Raw genomic sequence first — 15,934 nt, forward strand, 5'->3', positions numbered from 1 at the left:
TCGTCTACACCGGTTTGCGTATGATCGTCAGTCGATCCTTCGTCCTGCGAATCATCACCCGACGAATCGTAGTCACCGCCGCTGTATGAACCCATAAATATGGCCATCGTTCAGTTGTCCTCCTTCCTGCCACTAAACTCGTTTACAGGCCTCTGCTCCTGGCCGTCATTGACCGACAGTTTAGCCTCTCTGGTTTCCTGAAACTCCGTCCACAGATCTTGCGACAATCCGTTCCCAGTAGAACAAGCGTCCGTCCACTGCCGAAGTCCAGTTGCGCCATGCACACGCGGCGCGAAATCCAACAAGTCATCCTTCGCAAGCCGCCCGATCAGGAAAACGTCCTCCATATCCAAGGCGGCAATTGAGTTCCTGACGTGGCTCCGAAGGACGTTGATCGCGTTTCCAGCGTCACCTCCGGTGTACTGAACCGCGTAAAACGCGAACTCCTCGTAATCGAAATCGTCGAACAATTCCCGGTATTCCACGAAGTGCTCGTACTTCCAGCCCTTGTTCGTCGGTATCAACCGTATATCCAGACTGTTTTCGATGACTAATTCTTGCAGGTTTCTCACGTACCCAGTGTACGCCCTAAGAGCGTATTCCTGAATCTCGTCTTCCATCCAATTGTAGCTGTAGACCACGTCCGGGACGTGTATCGCTGGTTGTGCCACCTCTAGCACGTCTAAAACATCTTGTCCCGTCCGCTCGTTCACGCCCTTGTCGTGTTCCGTGCCGAGAATCACCGGGATATGCCACGGCTCCAGTACCTGACTCAGGCCACCGTCTCGCTCTATAACCCCTTTGGCGTCAGAGAAGTTGATAATCACGTACACAACTTCCTGATTGCCTTCAAGCCATTCCTCGAACTCCTTGTCGGGAAGTTCGGCCCGAGGATGAACTCCTCTAATCGGCTCGTAAATACGGTGAGAATTAACCGCCCCGTGCAGTGTTTGTTAGTCTCTACCGAGACCTTGGGGTTCGGCGTGCGAACTCAATTTTTGCTCCTTGTCTCCGGTTGTGTTTTCAAGTGAGAGACATGCTACCATACGATATCTTTCTCCATATAACCACCGCCGTAAAACCGCTAGGCAGCCCTAGAAACACTCAATTTCAAGGGGTCTATGAAGAGGGCGTAATGATCTAGGATGTGATCGTCATAACACAGAATAATACCTAGCAGGTGGCCGGGTATTCTTACTACACGCAAGAAAATAATCCGACTATGGACGACACAATCTACGCACTCGGCCCGATCAAATGCCGTGAATGTGGGACAGAACTCGAAACCATCGAGGAAAGGCATTTGCAAAGCCAGAACTGCACCGGTGAAATAGAAGACGTCGAGAAATACCGAGCGAAGTACTCGGAAGCGCCGACACGCACCATCGAAATGCGAGACAAGATCGTCGATGGATTAAAAGACTGACCATACCATTGTCATTTCATATCTGGGACTCAGTGGACAACCACCTGTAACTTTGTAGAGCCTAGTCCTCACAGCGAAGAATAGCTGTTTTGCAAACTGGAAAACCCTATCACTGCAGCATGGGAAAGCACGCTGTTCGCGGTGGATCGGGTGTCATGAGCTGATGTATGAAGTCCCCTCGAATGATTTTCGGCAGTCCGTTCCCCGCTGATCATCTATAGGTTCGTACCACCATGTGTTAAATGCACGATCGAGTTCATTTACGACTCGCTGTGGGAGTTCTGTTATGATTGATACATTTGTTTCGAGAGAATTAAATGAGGTCCCGAGAACCCAGCCACGCAACCGATCACCGTTTGTGAGGATAAATCTATCATGCAGTGGGGTGCCTGATGGGCTACCATCGTCATCAAGAAGTCGGAGGAATTCAATACAACGTCCAGCAGTTCTCCATGATTGGAGTTTAGTTGTAAGTTGCTGTGTGTCGATCGGCTGCGAGGTGATTCCCCAGACTTCGGTATCCTCGTCAATTTCCTCTACAAAGTCAATGAGGTGGTCCTCATCAAGGTACGGATCAACCACCTTGACGATGGGACCGAATTCTGTTTGTATCGACGTTAAGGCTTGGGCTACAGTGAGTTCGTCTGCGTCGGTGCACCATCCACGAGACGTTTGTTGACTGCCGAATTCAATTCGGCGCTCATCCCAGATGTGCCGTCCGATGACTAAACTCATCCCTGGTTGATCTGTGGGTGCGTTATAGTGCAGTGCTGGAGGTCCAGACTCAGATTCCCTCTCCGATTCTGAACTCCCAACCTGAATGTTCGTCGTGATAATTCGCATCAGTGGGAGTTCAGTCCAGTCAATCGTTATTCCATCTTTCACGAGGCTAATACGGACTTCTGATGCACCCGGAGTCAAGAGATTCATTTCCTCCGTGTCGGCGAGATCAACAGTGAATTCTTCATCTGAAGTACTGACCTCTAGGGGAATTCCTGAGGAGCGATTCTGTGATTCTCTCTCGTCGTAGCTGAGTTGCTGTAAGTCATCGAAATGAACAGATCGAGACCAAATCGAATCTCCATACTCTCGCCATTCAGTCGTAACAAATAGAGATTCAGTACTCAGGAGATCGGAATCAATTTCCAGTTGTGGCGTATCGTCAGCAGTAAGTTTTATTCGCTGATCTTCTAAAACGAGGAGTATATTTCCCCGGTAATCTGGATGTTTATCCAAGTCAATACCTGAAAGTCCACTGATTTCATTATGGAGTTCGTCTTGGTCCTCTGTTGGACCGATCGGAACATTAGACTCCTTTACCCATCCCTCTACGCGAAGTGCTGATCTATCTGTTCCCCATCGATTTTGGTCGCCAGAATAGGTTCTTTCAACACGAAAATCTCCCCTCCGTGAGGATTGGTATTCTACATCACCTATTGCGGTTTCTGTTATCTGAGCTGGCCGGCTAAGTGAAGTTTCTTCCGGAGGCAAGTAGTCATCTACAGTATTGAGCGGACGCCTTTCACAGACTACGTAGTACCTGTCTTGTTGGTCCCGAATTTCTCTTTCCGGTATTGAACTGGTTGTCAGAAGAGAAAAGTAATGCTCCCAGCTATCTTCTGTATTCACCCACGCCTGTAAATACGACAACCTTGAGCCCGATTTAACGCGTTCTTCGACCCACTGCTGAATTTGGTTAGTCATTGGAAGGATACATTCAGTCAAGAAGCGTGAGACCACATATCCTTTCGGCCCAGTCAATCTTCACACTCCTTGCCTATTCTGACTTCGAACTTTTGGCACGGAAAGAGTTGATAGTCATCCAAGTGATGGTTTTAGCTGAGAATATATGGATATTTGAGAGGTCACAGAATCTCAGATTCAGACTCTTTCAAAAGCATTGGAAGGCGAACTCATGCTACCCCACTCGTCCGGTTCTTTGATTACTGGCTTAACGCCAGTGAGTTCTACACATCGCAAAGGGGGTGTCCACCCCTAGTTTGGAGTGAGTTTGTTGACATACTCATAATTGTGAAATTGTCATTCTAAATTATAGGATGGCAGCAAATACAGGTTTACGACCACCGATAGAGGTACGCGGGTGGCCTGTTGTTATCCGTAAGCCGACTTGTGATACCTCATAGTGACGTACTAACTTCTCGATGTGAGAATCTATTTGCCCCTCCTTCCGATATGTAGATTTCAAAGGAGTGATGGTCTAATCATGACAGAAGATACCTACAACAATTACCTCCACGAATACGTAACATTCGGTTTAGGAGTCCACTACGTGCTGAAAGCGGTTATCATCCAGTTTGTAGCACTGCTTCTAACGTACCAATTCGCCCGCCCTCTTACTATCTCTGTAAGCAAACCAAATCTCTTCATCGTAATCTATACGGCTATCTCTTTGATGTTCGTAGCTGTCACCTTCCTCTTCACTCGAAATATGTGTAGGCGGTCTATCTCACCGAAAATGCATAGCCGGGTAGCAGTCTTTCTATCAACTGCTCTCTATCACCTTATTGCAGCAACTGTCGTAGTTTCCGGATACACCCTGCTGATCGTTGCTGTAAGTGGACTTAAACAAATAAATACTCTAGACATGTTCATTAGCCTACTTTTCACCACTGCTTTTGCATCTATTCTCACTGTCGGCTATCATGACGAATTGGATAACCACCTGCCGGCCGTAGAACGTCTTGAAGAGGCCATCGATGAGTGGATTGAAAACACAGCATGGATAGAAGAAGAAGACAATACACAAGCACAGCGAGATGGTTTGAAAGCATTCGAGGACAGCAGCAACGATCTTGAGAGCATCTTTTCGAATGCCCACACTCAAGCTGGCAAGCAACTTTCTGAAGAGTTCGGAAGTTGGGTGTCCAGCTTCAAACAACACAATGGCCAAGCGAAGGAACTCGTTATTGAAGGGCAAAAACATAATAAAGGCGGCAATCAAGAACTTCGGACGGAACACGAAGAATTTCGGCGTATCAAATCAAGACTACAGGATCTCTCAACTCGCTATGATTGAAGAACGCTACGAGGATTTGGACGCTGTAAGCCCCCACGAACAGTATCTCCTCATCCTCTCCGAAAGCGGCAGGTGCTTTGGCTCCGACTTCTCTGATCTTGCCGTCGAAATCAAAGAACGGATAGACGGCGATGAACTTACGGTACAAGAATATTTCCACCCCCTAGAGGAGGTGACAAACTCATCGCGGCTCCTCCAGAATTCTGTTTGGCTCATCCACTGGGAAGAATGCCTCGAAGGAGAGAACTATTCTTGCCTAGATTCTTTCTTAGACCCCTCTATGTTTCCGAACTACGCGGAAGCAATAATCTGTACAGAGGATGGCGGGTACGACAAAGCGAAGGAGATTGAACGGGAGTATAAACGAACCTCTGTCGCTTACAGCAAGGATACTTTATTTGCATGCGCCAAGATTCATTTCTCCGATTTCAACCCGACATATACAAGTGGGAAAGAACGAGTCAAGTCCTGGAACAACGAAATCTGTGAACGGCTGGGGATATAATGCCCAATGAATGGAAAGTTCTGACACGGGTTATCGAACAGGACTCAGCGTTTGAGTTTACCGATGGCGATTACGAGCAGTACATGACCGCTGTTTCTGAAGCGTATGCTGACGCAACAACGAGGTGTGAAGGAGCTCCTACAGCAGAAGATGAGTATCATTCCTTCTTAGTAGAAGAAGTTCTGTCCGATGACCGAGTATTAGCGGTTTTAGAGGACGCAGACGTTCCCTCCTCTAAGATCAGTTCTATCCATAATGGTACGATCGATTTGGAGGGTTCAGTTGACCAGTGGAATGAAATTCGGTTCACCCTTAATGAACTCCTTGACCTTCTGATGCTCCTGAAGCTGATTCGTGACTATTCGGAAGAGAGCAATTCAAAACGAATCGAATCTAGATTCAAGCTTCAGAAGCTCATCTACCTAGTGAATAATAATCTGATGAATCAAGAAGACTACTCAATGGACAAGAACCGATTTGGACTCCTCAGTAAAACCGGATACCGATATCACTACTCTAACCGTGAGTCAGGTCCATATTCTGAGGAAGTCTACGAAGACAAGAATCGGCTCTTTGCGTGGGGTCTGATTGATGAACCAGTAACAGATGCTGATGGCACGGGAGAGGTAGCAGAACGAAACCGACAGTATGCCATCGAACTCTCTGCTCAAGGCGAGATTATGGTTGAGAGATTCTACAACCAAATTGAGAGCACAGACAGTTTCATCATTAGTGCATGGAATAATGCACAGACGGAAGAGATTCAAAAGGTGGCAGAGATGACTCATTCAGAACTAATGGAGCACGTGAACAAGATAGACGGTGTCCAGACGACTGCCAAAGGCGGTGAACTCCTGATCGGCCCGGAAAACAAGTTCCAGGAAACGGAAATAGAGTACTTGGAGGAGCTTCGAGGAGAGTTCGAATATGCCCGATCGTGACGAGGTAATCAACGAGATCCTGGAGCGGGTCTCCAACGAAGGGGTTCCAGATGAACATATGGATCTCTGTGAGTCCCTTCTGATGGACAACTATGGGAGTCTTGAGTATACAGTTGATAAGTTGAAGCTCCAACACTTAGACATCGAGAATTTCAGGGTGATTGATGGGGATTCTATTGATTTCAGTAACGAGAAAACGATCTTGTTTGGGGAGAATGAAGAGGGGAAAACAAGCTCATTAGAGGCTGTCCGATTTAATCTCCTTGGGCTGCAAGAGGATCAGCGGATCAAGCTCACAGGACCAATTCGAGATGGTAAGTCGGCGCTTTCCACGACTGGGAACTGGTCAGTAGATGGATCTGACCATTTGATTCGACGAACTCTAACTAATGGTAGCGGTTACACCGAAACTATTCGACTTAACACAGATCCACAAGACTTGAATGATATTGGGTGGGGTAGTCCGAATACCCAAGAAGAAGTTTCACGAGCCGTTGGGCTTTGGCCGATTGAGTCCAAGCAACTTGGAAGATACAATACATTCTCTCTGTTCTGCTTGATGCCAGGTAATTTCAAGATATTCTTGAAATGGCAGAAGAAGAGCAAATTTATCGATATGCTCTTCGGGATAAATCTTGCTTCCGTCATCACTGAAAGTTCTCGATACCGCAATAACGAACTTGAATTATCAGAGGACGAGAAGACTGCCGCAGAAGATCTTGCTGACGTGGAAAGTAGGATATCCAACCTCCAAGAAGACTTAGAGGATCTTAGCCAGGATAAAGAGAACGTAGAAGCGAGACTTAATGATCGTAAATCAGAACTTCGTAGAGTCCAGGAATTACTGGGTGATAAAGATGAACTCGAGGACTTAGAAACGCAAGAGACAGAGATCAAAAGGCAGATCAATAAGCTTCAGGACGAGCGTCAGGAGCATCTATCCGAACTCAGGGCAGTCGAGCAGAAGATTAATCGGTACCAGGAGATGGACATGGGGGAGCATCTTCATGAACCTTCCCAGGAACTTCAGAAGTTTATGAGTGTCCCGGATAGATGTCCGATTTGTACAAATGATGTTGATGACGATCAGCGTCGTCGACTCTTGAACGATGGAGATTGTCCTCTCTGTAGAAAAAGCGTTCCGTCGGATCGTATTGAAATTGGGACGGAACGGGACGTTGAGGAAAAGATCGTTGAACGCGAACAACGAGAAGAAGCGTTGGAAGAAGCACTGGAACAGCGGCAACGGATTGATGGAGAAATAGAGTTCCTTGAGTCTCGTATCGACGATTACGAGGAGGAACTTCAAAACGTCAGATCTCAGATTCAACAATCGGATGAGAAAGAACTGCTCGACAGGAAAGACGAATTGCGGTCTACTGTGGAGGACTTGGAGCAGAAGGCAACCAATATACAAATCGATCTTAATGCTAGGACTGAGAAGATTGAGGACCTACGAGACGATCGCCTCCCTGAGCTAGAAGAACTCTACGAGAGTAGGAAGGAGAAGGTCGAGAAAAAAGATTCCCTCAAAACATTTGAGAGAGTTGTTCAGAACCAAATTAATAGAGAACGCGAAGGGATAAGAGAGAATCTGGCGTCGTCGATGAAGAAGCTCTTAAACTTGTTCGAAAAAGGGACGTTCTCTGACGCCTTTGACGTAGATTTCAGTTCAAACGGCGGATATGAATTCACTATCCGAGTTCGGGATGGAGACGACATACCCTCTAATCGACCGAATGAGAACTCTAATGAGGGCAAACTTACGGCCCTTCTGTTCCACACAGCTATACTCGAACAGTTGATGGAACACGACGAGACGCTTCCACTTCGTCTATTCATCATTGATTCCCCCTATTCTGAGTCACCAGATACTCGGAACACACCGGATATCACAAACTTCCTTCAGCAACTCCCCCAAATCCTTCCAGAATTCCAGCTTATTCTTGGGATTGCAGACACCGATATGGCTGACATAGATACATTTTCCGACCAATATAATATAGTTGAGTTCTAATATTTTCACAGCCCAAATTCAAATCGAGTTTTCTAAACGAAGCCGCGTTCATCCTAATCGTACCTTGTGATAAATTATCAATAAGCCAGGAGTATCGCGCGTTTCACGGCCTCTATCAGCTGCCTCATATGCGAGATATACGGAGCCGTGAACTCTTTATCGGCAAAGAGACCCGGACCTTACTGAACATCGAACTGATTCTCCCGATATAGGGACCAACAATAAGTGCGCTGTGGGCAGCAACGGAATAGGAATCAAAGGGCAGTAAGTCCGGTGTGGCGTGACAGCGACCGCGCCTCAACGTATGCATTGTCGTCGTCACTTGGATGCAACAATTAAACGACTACAGTTCTCCGGAACCAGCCTGCAAAGAGTTGTGGAAAAGATATCGATTTTCGATGAAAGTCTACTTATATTTCCGCGCTTCTGAACCTATGATAACTAATTGCGAGGGAATCACTAGCCAAACAAGCAGAATTACAAGGGAAAACCAGTCCTGAAGGTGGAACGGAATATTTCCACCATACACTTCTGGACTCAACACATTCTGTCCGCGGACCAGTCCCTGAACTGCGACTTCATACGATGCAGATGGACTCAGCCGGTCGTGTTAACTTTGGCATCGATTCCACCAGACGGCGAGAGCTTGGAGCCACGATTCTGCTGTCGTCGGCTCCACGTGACTAAACGTATTTGAAAATGAAGGGGTTCGTCGTTTTACCTCTCTAAATATACGCTCGACGGCATCCGATTGCCATGGAGTTCGTATCTGCAATCGAGGCCGTGTCGGTCGAGGGCAGTTTTGAGCCACCGAGCATCGTCGACGAGAAACACGGCGGTTTCGACGTCGTGTTTCTGTCGTAATTCGCTCAGGAAGATTTCGGTGAGATTGGTTGTATACGTGTTAAAGAGCCGAACATGAAGGAATTGGTTTGTTTCGGGATCGAGAGCAGCATACAGCCAGTATTGCTGATCGTTGATTCGAATCCCAGTTTCATCAAGCGCAACGTGATTCTGGCTTGCTCCACCGTCGGGCTGTAGATTGGCCTTCTGTAACCACTTGTGAGCGGCAGTTCGAGAGCGTTCGACACCCAACCTCTCAAAATCGAGATGGTATTCAAAAGTGATAGTCCTGCTATGTGCATCTGAATACCGAGCCGCATCGCGAACCCGGGTGTCCGCTGACGCTCCACAAAATCTAATTCGATCCAGTCGGTATTTCCACTGAGGCGGCTGATTTCGGGCATAGACTACTCAGAAATCAGCGCGCCTCACTCTTCACACTTAACTTAACACGACCAACGGAACAGCGACAAATCTTGAGTCGCTGTTCGCCCCACTGGGGATCCCCTTCGTCATCTGCACGTCAGGATGGTTGCTTATTACGGCATTACAAACGCTGAAGTATGATATTGTTCCTATTCTTGTGCAGTTCCGACAGGACCCTGCCGCTACAGTAAAAGAAGGATTTAGAAACCTAATCAAGGATCCGGGGAAGAAAGTGCGGAAAGTATAGGATGATTTGTAGATTTGATTTCTGAGGGCCTGAAGGGGTAGTACTGGTATACGCGTCCGCCGTGGAATTCGATTTCTATGGCATTCCCAAGAGAGTCTTCACAGCGTGATCTGGGGCAAACTCGAGCTATCACACTGGACAATTAGTGAAAATCTTCGACAGGCGGAAGCCAGATGGTGGTATAAGAGATTAGAATGGCGAAATCGTTGCTTATGCTTAATAGAATCCTTCTCTACAGGACGAACATGGAGAACCAATCATTCCCGTCGGATCTCTCTAAGTGGACGTGGGAGACTATTGAGTCCCTCTCTGATCTCAATCACCCAGAGAACACGTATCTCGAATACAAGCAGTACCTCCAGTATCCCGGCAGTCCTGGCACAACTGAATCTGAGTGGCGACAGAACGTTGAGCGAGAATTCACCGCGTTTGCGAACGCGAGTGGGGGAATCATCGTCTTCGGGATGCGTGACGACACTAAACCTCGACCCTTCGAGCCGCCAGAACACGACATATCGCAGACCGTCAAGCAGTATATTCATGACACAATACCCATCGTCCAGACGGAAGTTACCACGATTCCTACCCCGAGTGAGGACACAAATAGGGTCCTCGTCGCAGTCCGCATCCACGAGGCAGCACGCAAACCTGTCGCCACTTCTGATTCTTCTTTCTACGTTAGGATTAACGACCAAAAACAGCCGATGAATCGAGAACAGGTCGAGTCACGATTTGTCGAAACTGACCGACGCCAACAGGCCGTTCGACAACTAGAAATGGAACTGGATACCTTTGTCGAGACCTACGAAGAAACATTCTGTGACTACCGTCTCCTTGACCAGCCCCCAGACTACCATCTAATAGATCGAGAGGGACTCAAAGAAGTATTCCGAGAAAACACGCACCTCTATACCGACGAACGTACTTCAGAGATTATTCAGAGTATCTTGGCTAAACTTCGAGAAATAGACTCTCATGAGCGTCATTACGGTCGGATGCTCAATGGTGTCGTATTTAACCCATACGAGGATCGCAAGCAGATGAATAAGAAGACACGAATGCAGTTCCGAGATATGGTGGATAAATTATACGAATTGGTGCAACAGCTCTGCGAACAGACTGACATCCAGACACCCTAGGACCAAATACCGCTTACAAGGCCATCTAAAGATCACTGATTCGTGCTACTACACGCATAACTGCCTGCACGAACGACGATGCATACCGTATGGAGAACTCGCCAAACGAGACCGGCATGAAGCAATCAGCATACTTTCTTCGTACCCGATTAGGTGGCTGTACGGAGTAGACCCCATCTGAACCGGTTAACTGAACCCGAACTAGCGTCACCAATAGATGGCGACTATTTGCGATTCGATTTGGAGGGGATCGTCATCTGTTATTTCTCCTTCGGTACTCATAGACGTGTATTCGTCGAATATCATGTAGTCAGTAGCCTCCGCTTCATCTCCTTTCGAGAGGGTGACATCGTGGTCCCGGAGATACGCTGCATAATCAGAGTAGAAGTCAATCAGTTCTGTCCCAGCAGATGGAGAGAGTGCAGGAATTCCCTCTTTGACTACATACTCAGTCATGAATTGCCGGTGAAGGTCGTCCCCGACTTCATCAAGGCCTGCTCGCTCATCAAATTCCGCAAGCGTATCTATCCAATCACATAGGTCCACATCGTCACTGGTCTGATTGTCCGCCTCCTCTTTGGCGAGGGCCGCCGCACGTTCCATAAACTCGGTTAATAGCTGAGCCAGCGGCGGGGAGACCGTTTCGATTTTTTGTGCGAGGCTCAGCGGGTGCCACGACTCTTCGTCATATATCTCCTCGACACGGCAGAAGATTGTGTATTCTTCCTCGTCAAAAAGGGCATCAGGAACGTCTTGCCAGAGCTTCAGCGCATTCAACTGACCCACGATACGAAGCGGCTCTCCGTCGGAATCGTCCGGGTCACCAGACTGAATTCGCCCATCCCTCACCTGGAAACCGAGAACGCGTCCACTCACTGGAATCTCCGTTCCAAACATCGACTCAATAAGCTTCAGTACATCTTCGTCCTCTGGACCGACTGCCTCGGGAATATTCTCTTGAAGATACATCATAACCTTATAAAACCGATACAGGTAGTGCGTATCCAATTCAACATCAACCCGTAGAATTTTTCCTCGGGTTACTTTGGACACATCTACCTCAATTCTCTCCGCAGCATCAATGAGACCGATATCCTCGTCATGCTGCCGATGCTGATCTAACTGATCGAAGAGCGACTGAATCGCGTAGTTGTGTACCACTTCAGAGGAACTCTCCCCCATTTCCACCTGCTCGCCCTCTACCTTCGCGCCTACTCCAGAAATACTCGCATTCACACCACCAGCAACACGCTCCGTTGACCGACTCCCAATCTGCTCAATCCGTTCCTGCTTGATGGCACCCTCGATCGACGCAAGAAGACTCACAACACTATCTCGATCCAGATAAACAAACTCCCGGAGCTCCCTCTCGTACCTACGATCGTCTGCTTCAACATCTGGTTCTCCGTCACTGGATTCCCCGGTAGACCCGCTCTCCGACGACTCACCGCTAGGAGATTGTTCGTCTCCAGTCTTTCTGCCCAGTAGATTCGAAAGCCGATCTCTAAATCCCATTAGTCTGCACCCTCCTCAGCTTCTTGCTCTCGTCGTCGTTGCGCCTCCTTGTTATTGATTTGTGCCTGCACTCTCTCATATGCACGCTCGACATCCATTCGATGAATCGTCGGGGTCCCCTCCCGGTCCCGTTCTTCCTTCAAGAGAATCTCCCCAATCTCCCCGAACAATGACTCAATATGAGCACCCGTCCATCCTTCCGTCTTCTCCACAAGGTTATCAAGTGACACGGTATTAGCAAATTCAATATCCGGTTTGTGGATGTCGAGAATTTCTCGCCTGCCTTCACGTGATGGGCGATGGAATTCGATCTCGCGTCCAAACCGGCCAGGGCGTCGGAGTGCTGGATCAATTGCCTCTATCAAATTGGTCGTCCCGACGACTACCACCCGACCGCGATCCTCAATGCCATCCATCAGCGATAGCAATTGACCGACGGTTCTGCGGCCAGAATCCATCGTCTTGTCTCGTCGTGGTGCTACAGAATCAATCTCGTCAAAGAAGATGATCGCTGGCGGGTTGTTCTGGGCCTTCTCGAATACCCCGCGAAGTAACCGCTCCGTCCTTCCAACCAATTCGGCAGACAGCTCTGGACCCCGGATACTGTAAAACAACGCGTCCTCTACCTGGTTGGCGACTATTTTCGCCAGATATGTTTTGCCGGTTCCTGGCGGGCCGTAGAACAGTACGCCTTTCGGAGCATCCATTCCGACATCTTCGAACCGCTCTGGTTCCTTGAGCGGGACTTCTACCTTGTATTTCACTTCCTCCACAACCTCGTCCATCCCACCGAAGTCTGAATATTGCTTGTTAGGGACGTTATCCGGGTCAAGATCAGATGGATTAGTATCGTTCACTTCGCGCCCCAGATTTTCTCCGTCATTACCAAGGTCAACGATATCCTCCTCAAACACCTTGTAGAACTCTCCAAGGTCCGTCAGCAGCACGCCATCACCAGGTGAAACATCTACATCTGGTTTCGAGAGAATTCGTTTCCCTGTCTCTGTCTGCACCAGTAGATGCTCACCAGTGCTCCTCTCAACAATTGCATGTTGACCGGCTGGATCGTCCTCTCGTGCAACTCTTTTTGCTTGGTCCCTCCCGTATTGATTTGCCACTTCGACGAAGTCGCCGGGAGTTACTTGCCGCGAAATATCGTTAGCAACTCGAATGATATCGCCGTTGTCGTTAATCAATAGATGCTGGCCCTCTGTAGCGAGCACCTGTAACACCCGGTTATCCGCCATTTCCCGCTACTTCTCATCTACTACTTAAGATAGCTTCGCCAACCCATCCCAGTTATATAAATAATATTATGGGAGGGCGCTATCTGGGGTTCGTTAATTGCGTAGCCCAGCATATTTGTCAACAATATTTTGGTTTGTAGGTTTCTACCTTCCGAACCTGTGGAGCGTTCGACCATTGCGAATAGATATATTGATATATGATTTATGAGTTTGAACCAGTACAGTACTCCGGAGTGGGAAGTTCGTAGACATTCCGTTCGTAGACATCTCGGACTCGGCCGCCCCAATCGTGAGTGTACGTGTCAATCACGTCTTGGGCGACGTCACCACGGAGGTACTTGACGATCCCACGATCCCCAGTGCGATCACGGAGGTGTGTCGTGAAGAAATGCCGAAAGTAGTGCGGAGTGACGTTCTCCTCGACGCCACCGCCGTCATCGTACCAGCCCCACTCCCGCGCATGAGTCGTGACGACGTGATGAACGGCGTCGGTCGTCAGCCGTCGGCCCCAGTTATCTCGCGTACTGACGAACAGCGGATCGGCCTGGGAGACAGGATCCGGGCGTACGTCCAGCCACGCTCGAAGCGTCGTCGCCAGGTCGTCGTCGACTGGGATTACTGTATCCCGGCGGCGCTTGTTGGATGCCGAGCGCTCCTCGCCGTTGATGACCTCTCCGCGCGCCGGTTCGCTGGAGACATACAGCGTGTTCGCCCGGCCCTCCAAACTCGGCCGGATTGTGACGTCTTCCCGGAGGTCCTCGGCGAGGTGCAGATCACGCTGATCGAGGTTGCAGAGTTCACCGACACGCATTCCTGTTTTCACCAGCGTCACGATCACTGCCCGCTCAAGAGGGTGAGCGACCCCGTCGACGAACCGCTGCATCGCTTCGATCGAAACGTCACGCCGAGCGGGATCCGAATCGATACTCTCGTCGAGTTCCTCAACGACAATCGCCATCGGGTTCGATTCGAACGTCCCGATTTGGGTCATATACGAATAAAACCGATGGAGGTACGACGCATACGTGGCGATCGTACTTTCGGAGTGACCATTACGCTGGTCGTGGATCCAGGCCATACAGTCGCGATGAGTCGCTTCCGCGAGCTCGGTCCTGTCGAGCGAGGCCGCAAAGTCCCGCAGAACGCGTTCGTAGGCTTCCTGTGTCCGCTCGCTTTTGCCCTGGAAGGCGATGTCGGTCAAGAAGTACTCGATCGGGTCCTCGACGCTCTCAGGAGCAGTTCTGTCCGTACTCATGATCGAGTGAGCGTGTAACCGCCGTCTCGACCACTGTACTTGACCGTGTTCGACGCTTGGAGTTCGTCGAGACCCTCGTCGAGTCGTGACTCGACGTCGTCGGTCAACGCCGCGAGCAGTTCTTCCCAGGTAAGTGGGCCTTGTTCCGCAAGCAGCGTCTCGATCTGTTCGGTGAGGTCCTCAGAGTCACGGGCCTCCTGGGAATTCGACCCCGAGAGTTCGTCCGGAGAGAACTCCTCATCCGAAGCGTAGTGTCTACGGCCGGCCTGGACCATCGTCCGGACAAACTCGCTTTGACTCATATCGAGGTCGTCAGCGTGTTCGCGCCAGGCATCTTTTTGGTAGGCCGGAATGTACGTCTTGACAGCAGACCTTGACGTCGACTCTTCGTCCGGCATAGGAAACGTTTCGACCGACCCGTTCTTCAATCTATCCCTATCTATGCAGATAAGGGGAGTTATCAGTGTTGATGACCCTGTATACACGGCGACTTGATACGATTATACTGAATTATGGTACCCCAATTTCTCTTGCGGGAGTCGAATCGAAAGAAGTCCGTCCAGGGTACTGAGAACGGAGCTCTGTGACGATAATCGCCATGGACGTGCCGGGCGAAGTAAACGGTGATCTTCGACGGTCAACCCCTGGGGACAACAGCGGAGAAACGGGGAAAGACGAGGATGCCCCCCACGACCGAATTCGATGCACAACCGTTGCCCGGATCGGCGACCGCTCCCCAAGAGGCCGCCGAGTACAACTGCGCGAGGCTTCGAAAGCGGATCGAACAATTCATATTCGACCCCCAGTGGTACGGCCAGTGTTACGCCGAACGAGATCGCGACCGTCGAACAGCTGCTCGTCTTATGCCGAACGATTCCAGACTGTATCGGAAGTTTAGCGGAACAGATACCTGGAGAGTCGAATTGAATGGCAGCCTTCGGCCCAGACCGAGAATGCGATGCTTTCGGCGCGAACGTAGCAGCATTCCGAGGAGGAAATATGAAATACGTTCCGGCCATCGTGAAATTTCTGATTCTGCTCAACGGCGGGAGTATCAGATTCACAGTCAAACGACGGGCAACCAGTTCTTTCGGATCCGAACGTCTGAAGTGATCAAACTGATAGAAAGCTGTCGGTGCCAAACCGCCGTTTCTCTCTCGACTGTCTACGGTGTCCTGGAGATGTGTTACTCTCGGAAATGCATACGGGAGCCAGCAAAGTCGAGGGTATCGTGCCACGAACGTTGAACAGCTAGCCCGTGGTACGCCCTCACGGCTGTAGAGATCACCGGCTGCTCGTGAGGATACTGCCTTGGTACGGAAGCAGACCTGTCGCC

The 15,934-nt window shown here is 49.4% G+C and carries 12 protein-coding genes and 1 pseudogene; 6 read left to right on the plus strand and 7 right to left on the minus strand.

Translation table 11 applies throughout. The annotated features are described in order from the left end of the window. Nucleotides 1–110: 110 nt before the first annotated feature. Nucleotides 111–827, minus strand: a complete 717-nt coding sequence (locus tag BN2694_RS02970) for a hypothetical protein (protein WP_210408901.1) — start codon at nt 825–827, stop codon at nt 111–113. Between the two features lie 395 nt (nt 828–1,222). Between BN2694_RS02970 and BN2694_RS02975 the strand changes: the two genes are divergently transcribed. Next, nucleotides 1,223–1,426, plus strand: coding sequence for a hypothetical protein (locus tag BN2694_RS02975; protein WP_135662473.1), 204 nt, complete (start codon nt 1,223–1,225; stop codon nt 1,424–1,426). Between the two features lie 153 nt (nt 1,427–1,579). On the opposite strand, the gene BN2694_RS17545 is transcribed toward BN2694_RS02975, so the two are convergent. Next, the gene (locus BN2694_RS17545; RefSeq protein WP_244605341.1) at nt 1,580–3,130 is read right to left on the minus strand and encodes a hypothetical protein; all 1,551 of its coding nucleotides are present in this window, start codon (nt 3,128–3,130) and stop codon (nt 1,580–1,582) included. A gap of 520 nt (nt 3,131–3,650) precedes the next feature. On the opposite strand from BN2694_RS17545, the gene BN2694_RS02985 reads away from it, so the two are divergent. From BN2694_RS02985 to BN2694_RS03000, 4 genes are read left to right on the plus strand one after another with little or no spacing between them, the layout of a single operon-like run. Next, entirely contained in the window at nt 3,651–4,463 is an 813-nt protein-coding gene (locus BN2694_RS02985; protein ID WP_135662475.1) for a hypothetical protein, read from the plus strand. Further along, nucleotides 4,456–4,968, plus strand: a complete 513-nt coding sequence (locus BN2694_RS02990) for a hypothetical protein (RefSeq protein WP_135662477.1) — start codon at nt 4,456–4,458, stop codon at nt 4,966–4,968. Before BN2694_RS02985 ends, BN2694_RS02990 begins: the two co-directional genes overlap by 8 nt. Beyond that, entirely contained in the window at nt 4,968–5,909 is a 942-nt protein-coding gene (locus BN2694_RS02995) for a hypothetical protein (protein WP_135662479.1), read from the plus strand. The genes BN2694_RS02990 and BN2694_RS02995 overlap by 1 nt, the downstream gene beginning before the upstream one ends. Then, nucleotides 5,896–7,926 carry an AAA family ATPase gene (locus BN2694_RS03000; RefSeq protein WP_135662481.1) on the plus strand — a complete coding sequence of 677 codons (2,031 nt, stop codon included), beginning with the start codon at nt 5,896–5,898 and terminating at the stop codon, nt 7,924–7,926. Before BN2694_RS02995 ends, BN2694_RS03000 begins: the two co-directional genes overlap by 14 nt. 610 nt (nt 7,927–8,536) lie before the next feature. Here BN2694_RS03000 and BN2694_RS03005 read toward each other — a convergent pair. Continuing rightward, nucleotides 8,537–9,173, minus strand: a pseudogene (locus BN2694_RS03005) (IS6 family transposase). A gap of 514 nt (nt 9,174–9,687) precedes the next feature. Between BN2694_RS03005 and BN2694_RS03010 the strand changes: the two are divergent. Further along, on the plus strand, nt 9,688–10,581 hold the full coding sequence (locus BN2694_RS03010) for an ATP-binding protein (protein ID WP_167879951.1): 894 nt from the start codon (nt 9,688–9,690) through the stop codon (nt 10,579–10,581). A 207-nt stretch (nt 10,582–10,788) separates the two neighbouring features. Here the strand turns inward: BN2694_RS03010 and BN2694_RS03015 are convergent, their stop codons facing one another. The 4 genes from BN2694_RS03015 to BN2694_RS03030 all read right to left on the minus strand — a co-directional run bounded on the left by BN2694_RS03015 (nt 10,789) and on the right by BN2694_RS03030 (nt 14,996). Continuing rightward, entirely contained in the window at nt 10,789–12,096 is a 1,308-nt protein-coding gene (locus BN2694_RS03015) for a DUF6414 family protein (protein ID WP_135662485.1), read from the minus strand. After that, the gene (locus BN2694_RS03020) at nt 12,096–13,343 is read right to left on the minus strand and encodes an ATP-binding protein (RefSeq protein WP_135662487.1); all 1,248 of its coding nucleotides are present in this window, start codon (nt 13,341–13,343) and stop codon (nt 12,096–12,098) included. Before BN2694_RS03020 ends, BN2694_RS03015 begins: the two co-directional genes overlap by 1 nt. A 202-nt stretch (nt 13,344–13,545) precedes the next feature. Continuing rightward, on the minus strand, nt 13,546–14,598 hold the full coding sequence (locus BN2694_RS03025) for a tyrosine-type recombinase/integrase (protein ID WP_135662489.1): 1,053 nt from the start codon (nt 14,596–14,598) through the stop codon (nt 13,546–13,548). Further along, the gene (locus tag BN2694_RS03030) at nt 14,595–14,996 is read right to left on the minus strand and encodes a DUF5805 domain-containing protein (protein WP_135662491.1); all 402 of its coding nucleotides are present in this window, start codon (nt 14,994–14,996) and stop codon (nt 14,595–14,597) included. The genes BN2694_RS03025 and BN2694_RS03030 overlap by 4 nt, the downstream gene beginning before the upstream one ends. Nucleotides 14,997–15,934: the final 938 nt, after the last annotated feature.

Origin of the sequence: Halorhabdus rudnickae, from assembly GCF_900880625.1 — an archaeon.
Lineage (GTDB): Archaea > Halobacteriota > Halobacteria > Halobacteriales > Haloarculaceae > Halorhabdus > Halorhabdus rudnickae.

Excerpts from the sequence above, each read along its gene's own strand:
- BN2694_RS03000 (WP_135662481.1), top strand. The coding sequence starts at position 5,896 with ATGCCCGATCGTGACGAGGTAATCAACGAGATCCTGGAGCGGGTCTCC.
- BN2694_RS02990 (WP_135662477.1), top strand. The coding sequence starts at position 4,456 with ATGATTGAAGAACGCTACGAGGATTTGGACGCTGTAAGCCCCCACGAA.
- BN2694_RS02975 (WP_135662473.1), top strand. The coding sequence starts at position 1,223 with ATGGACGACACAATCTACGCACTCGGCCCGATCAAATGCCGTGAATGT.
- BN2694_RS03020 (WP_135662487.1), bottom strand. The coding sequence starts at position 13,343 with ATGGCGGATAACCGGGTGTTACAGGTGCTCGCTACAGAGGGCCAGCAT.
- BN2694_RS03025 (WP_135662489.1), bottom strand. The coding sequence starts at position 14,598 with ATGAGTACGGACAGAACTGCTCCTGAGAGCGTCGAGGACCCGATCGAG.
- BN2694_RS17545 (WP_244605341.1), bottom strand. The coding sequence starts at position 3,130 with ATGACTAACCAAATTCAGCAGTGGGTCGAAGAACGCGTTAAATCGGGC.
- BN2694_RS03015 (WP_135662485.1), bottom strand. The coding sequence starts at position 12,096 with ATGGGATTTAGAGATCGGCTTTCGAATCTACTGGGCAGAAAGACTGGA.
- BN2694_RS02985 (WP_135662475.1), top strand. The coding sequence starts at position 3,651 with ATGACAGAAGATACCTACAACAATTACCTCCACGAATACGTAACATTC.
- BN2694_RS03010 (WP_167879951.1), top strand. The coding sequence starts at position 9,688 with ATGGAGAACCAATCATTCCCGTCGGATCTCTCTAAGTGGACGTGGGAG.
- BN2694_RS02995 (WP_135662479.1), top strand. The coding sequence starts at position 4,968 with ATGCCCAATGAATGGAAAGTTCTGACACGGGTTATCGAACAGGACTCA.
- BN2694_RS03030 (WP_135662491.1), bottom strand. The coding sequence starts at position 14,996 with ATGCCGGACGAAGAGTCGACGTCAAGGTCTGCTGTCAAGACGTACATT.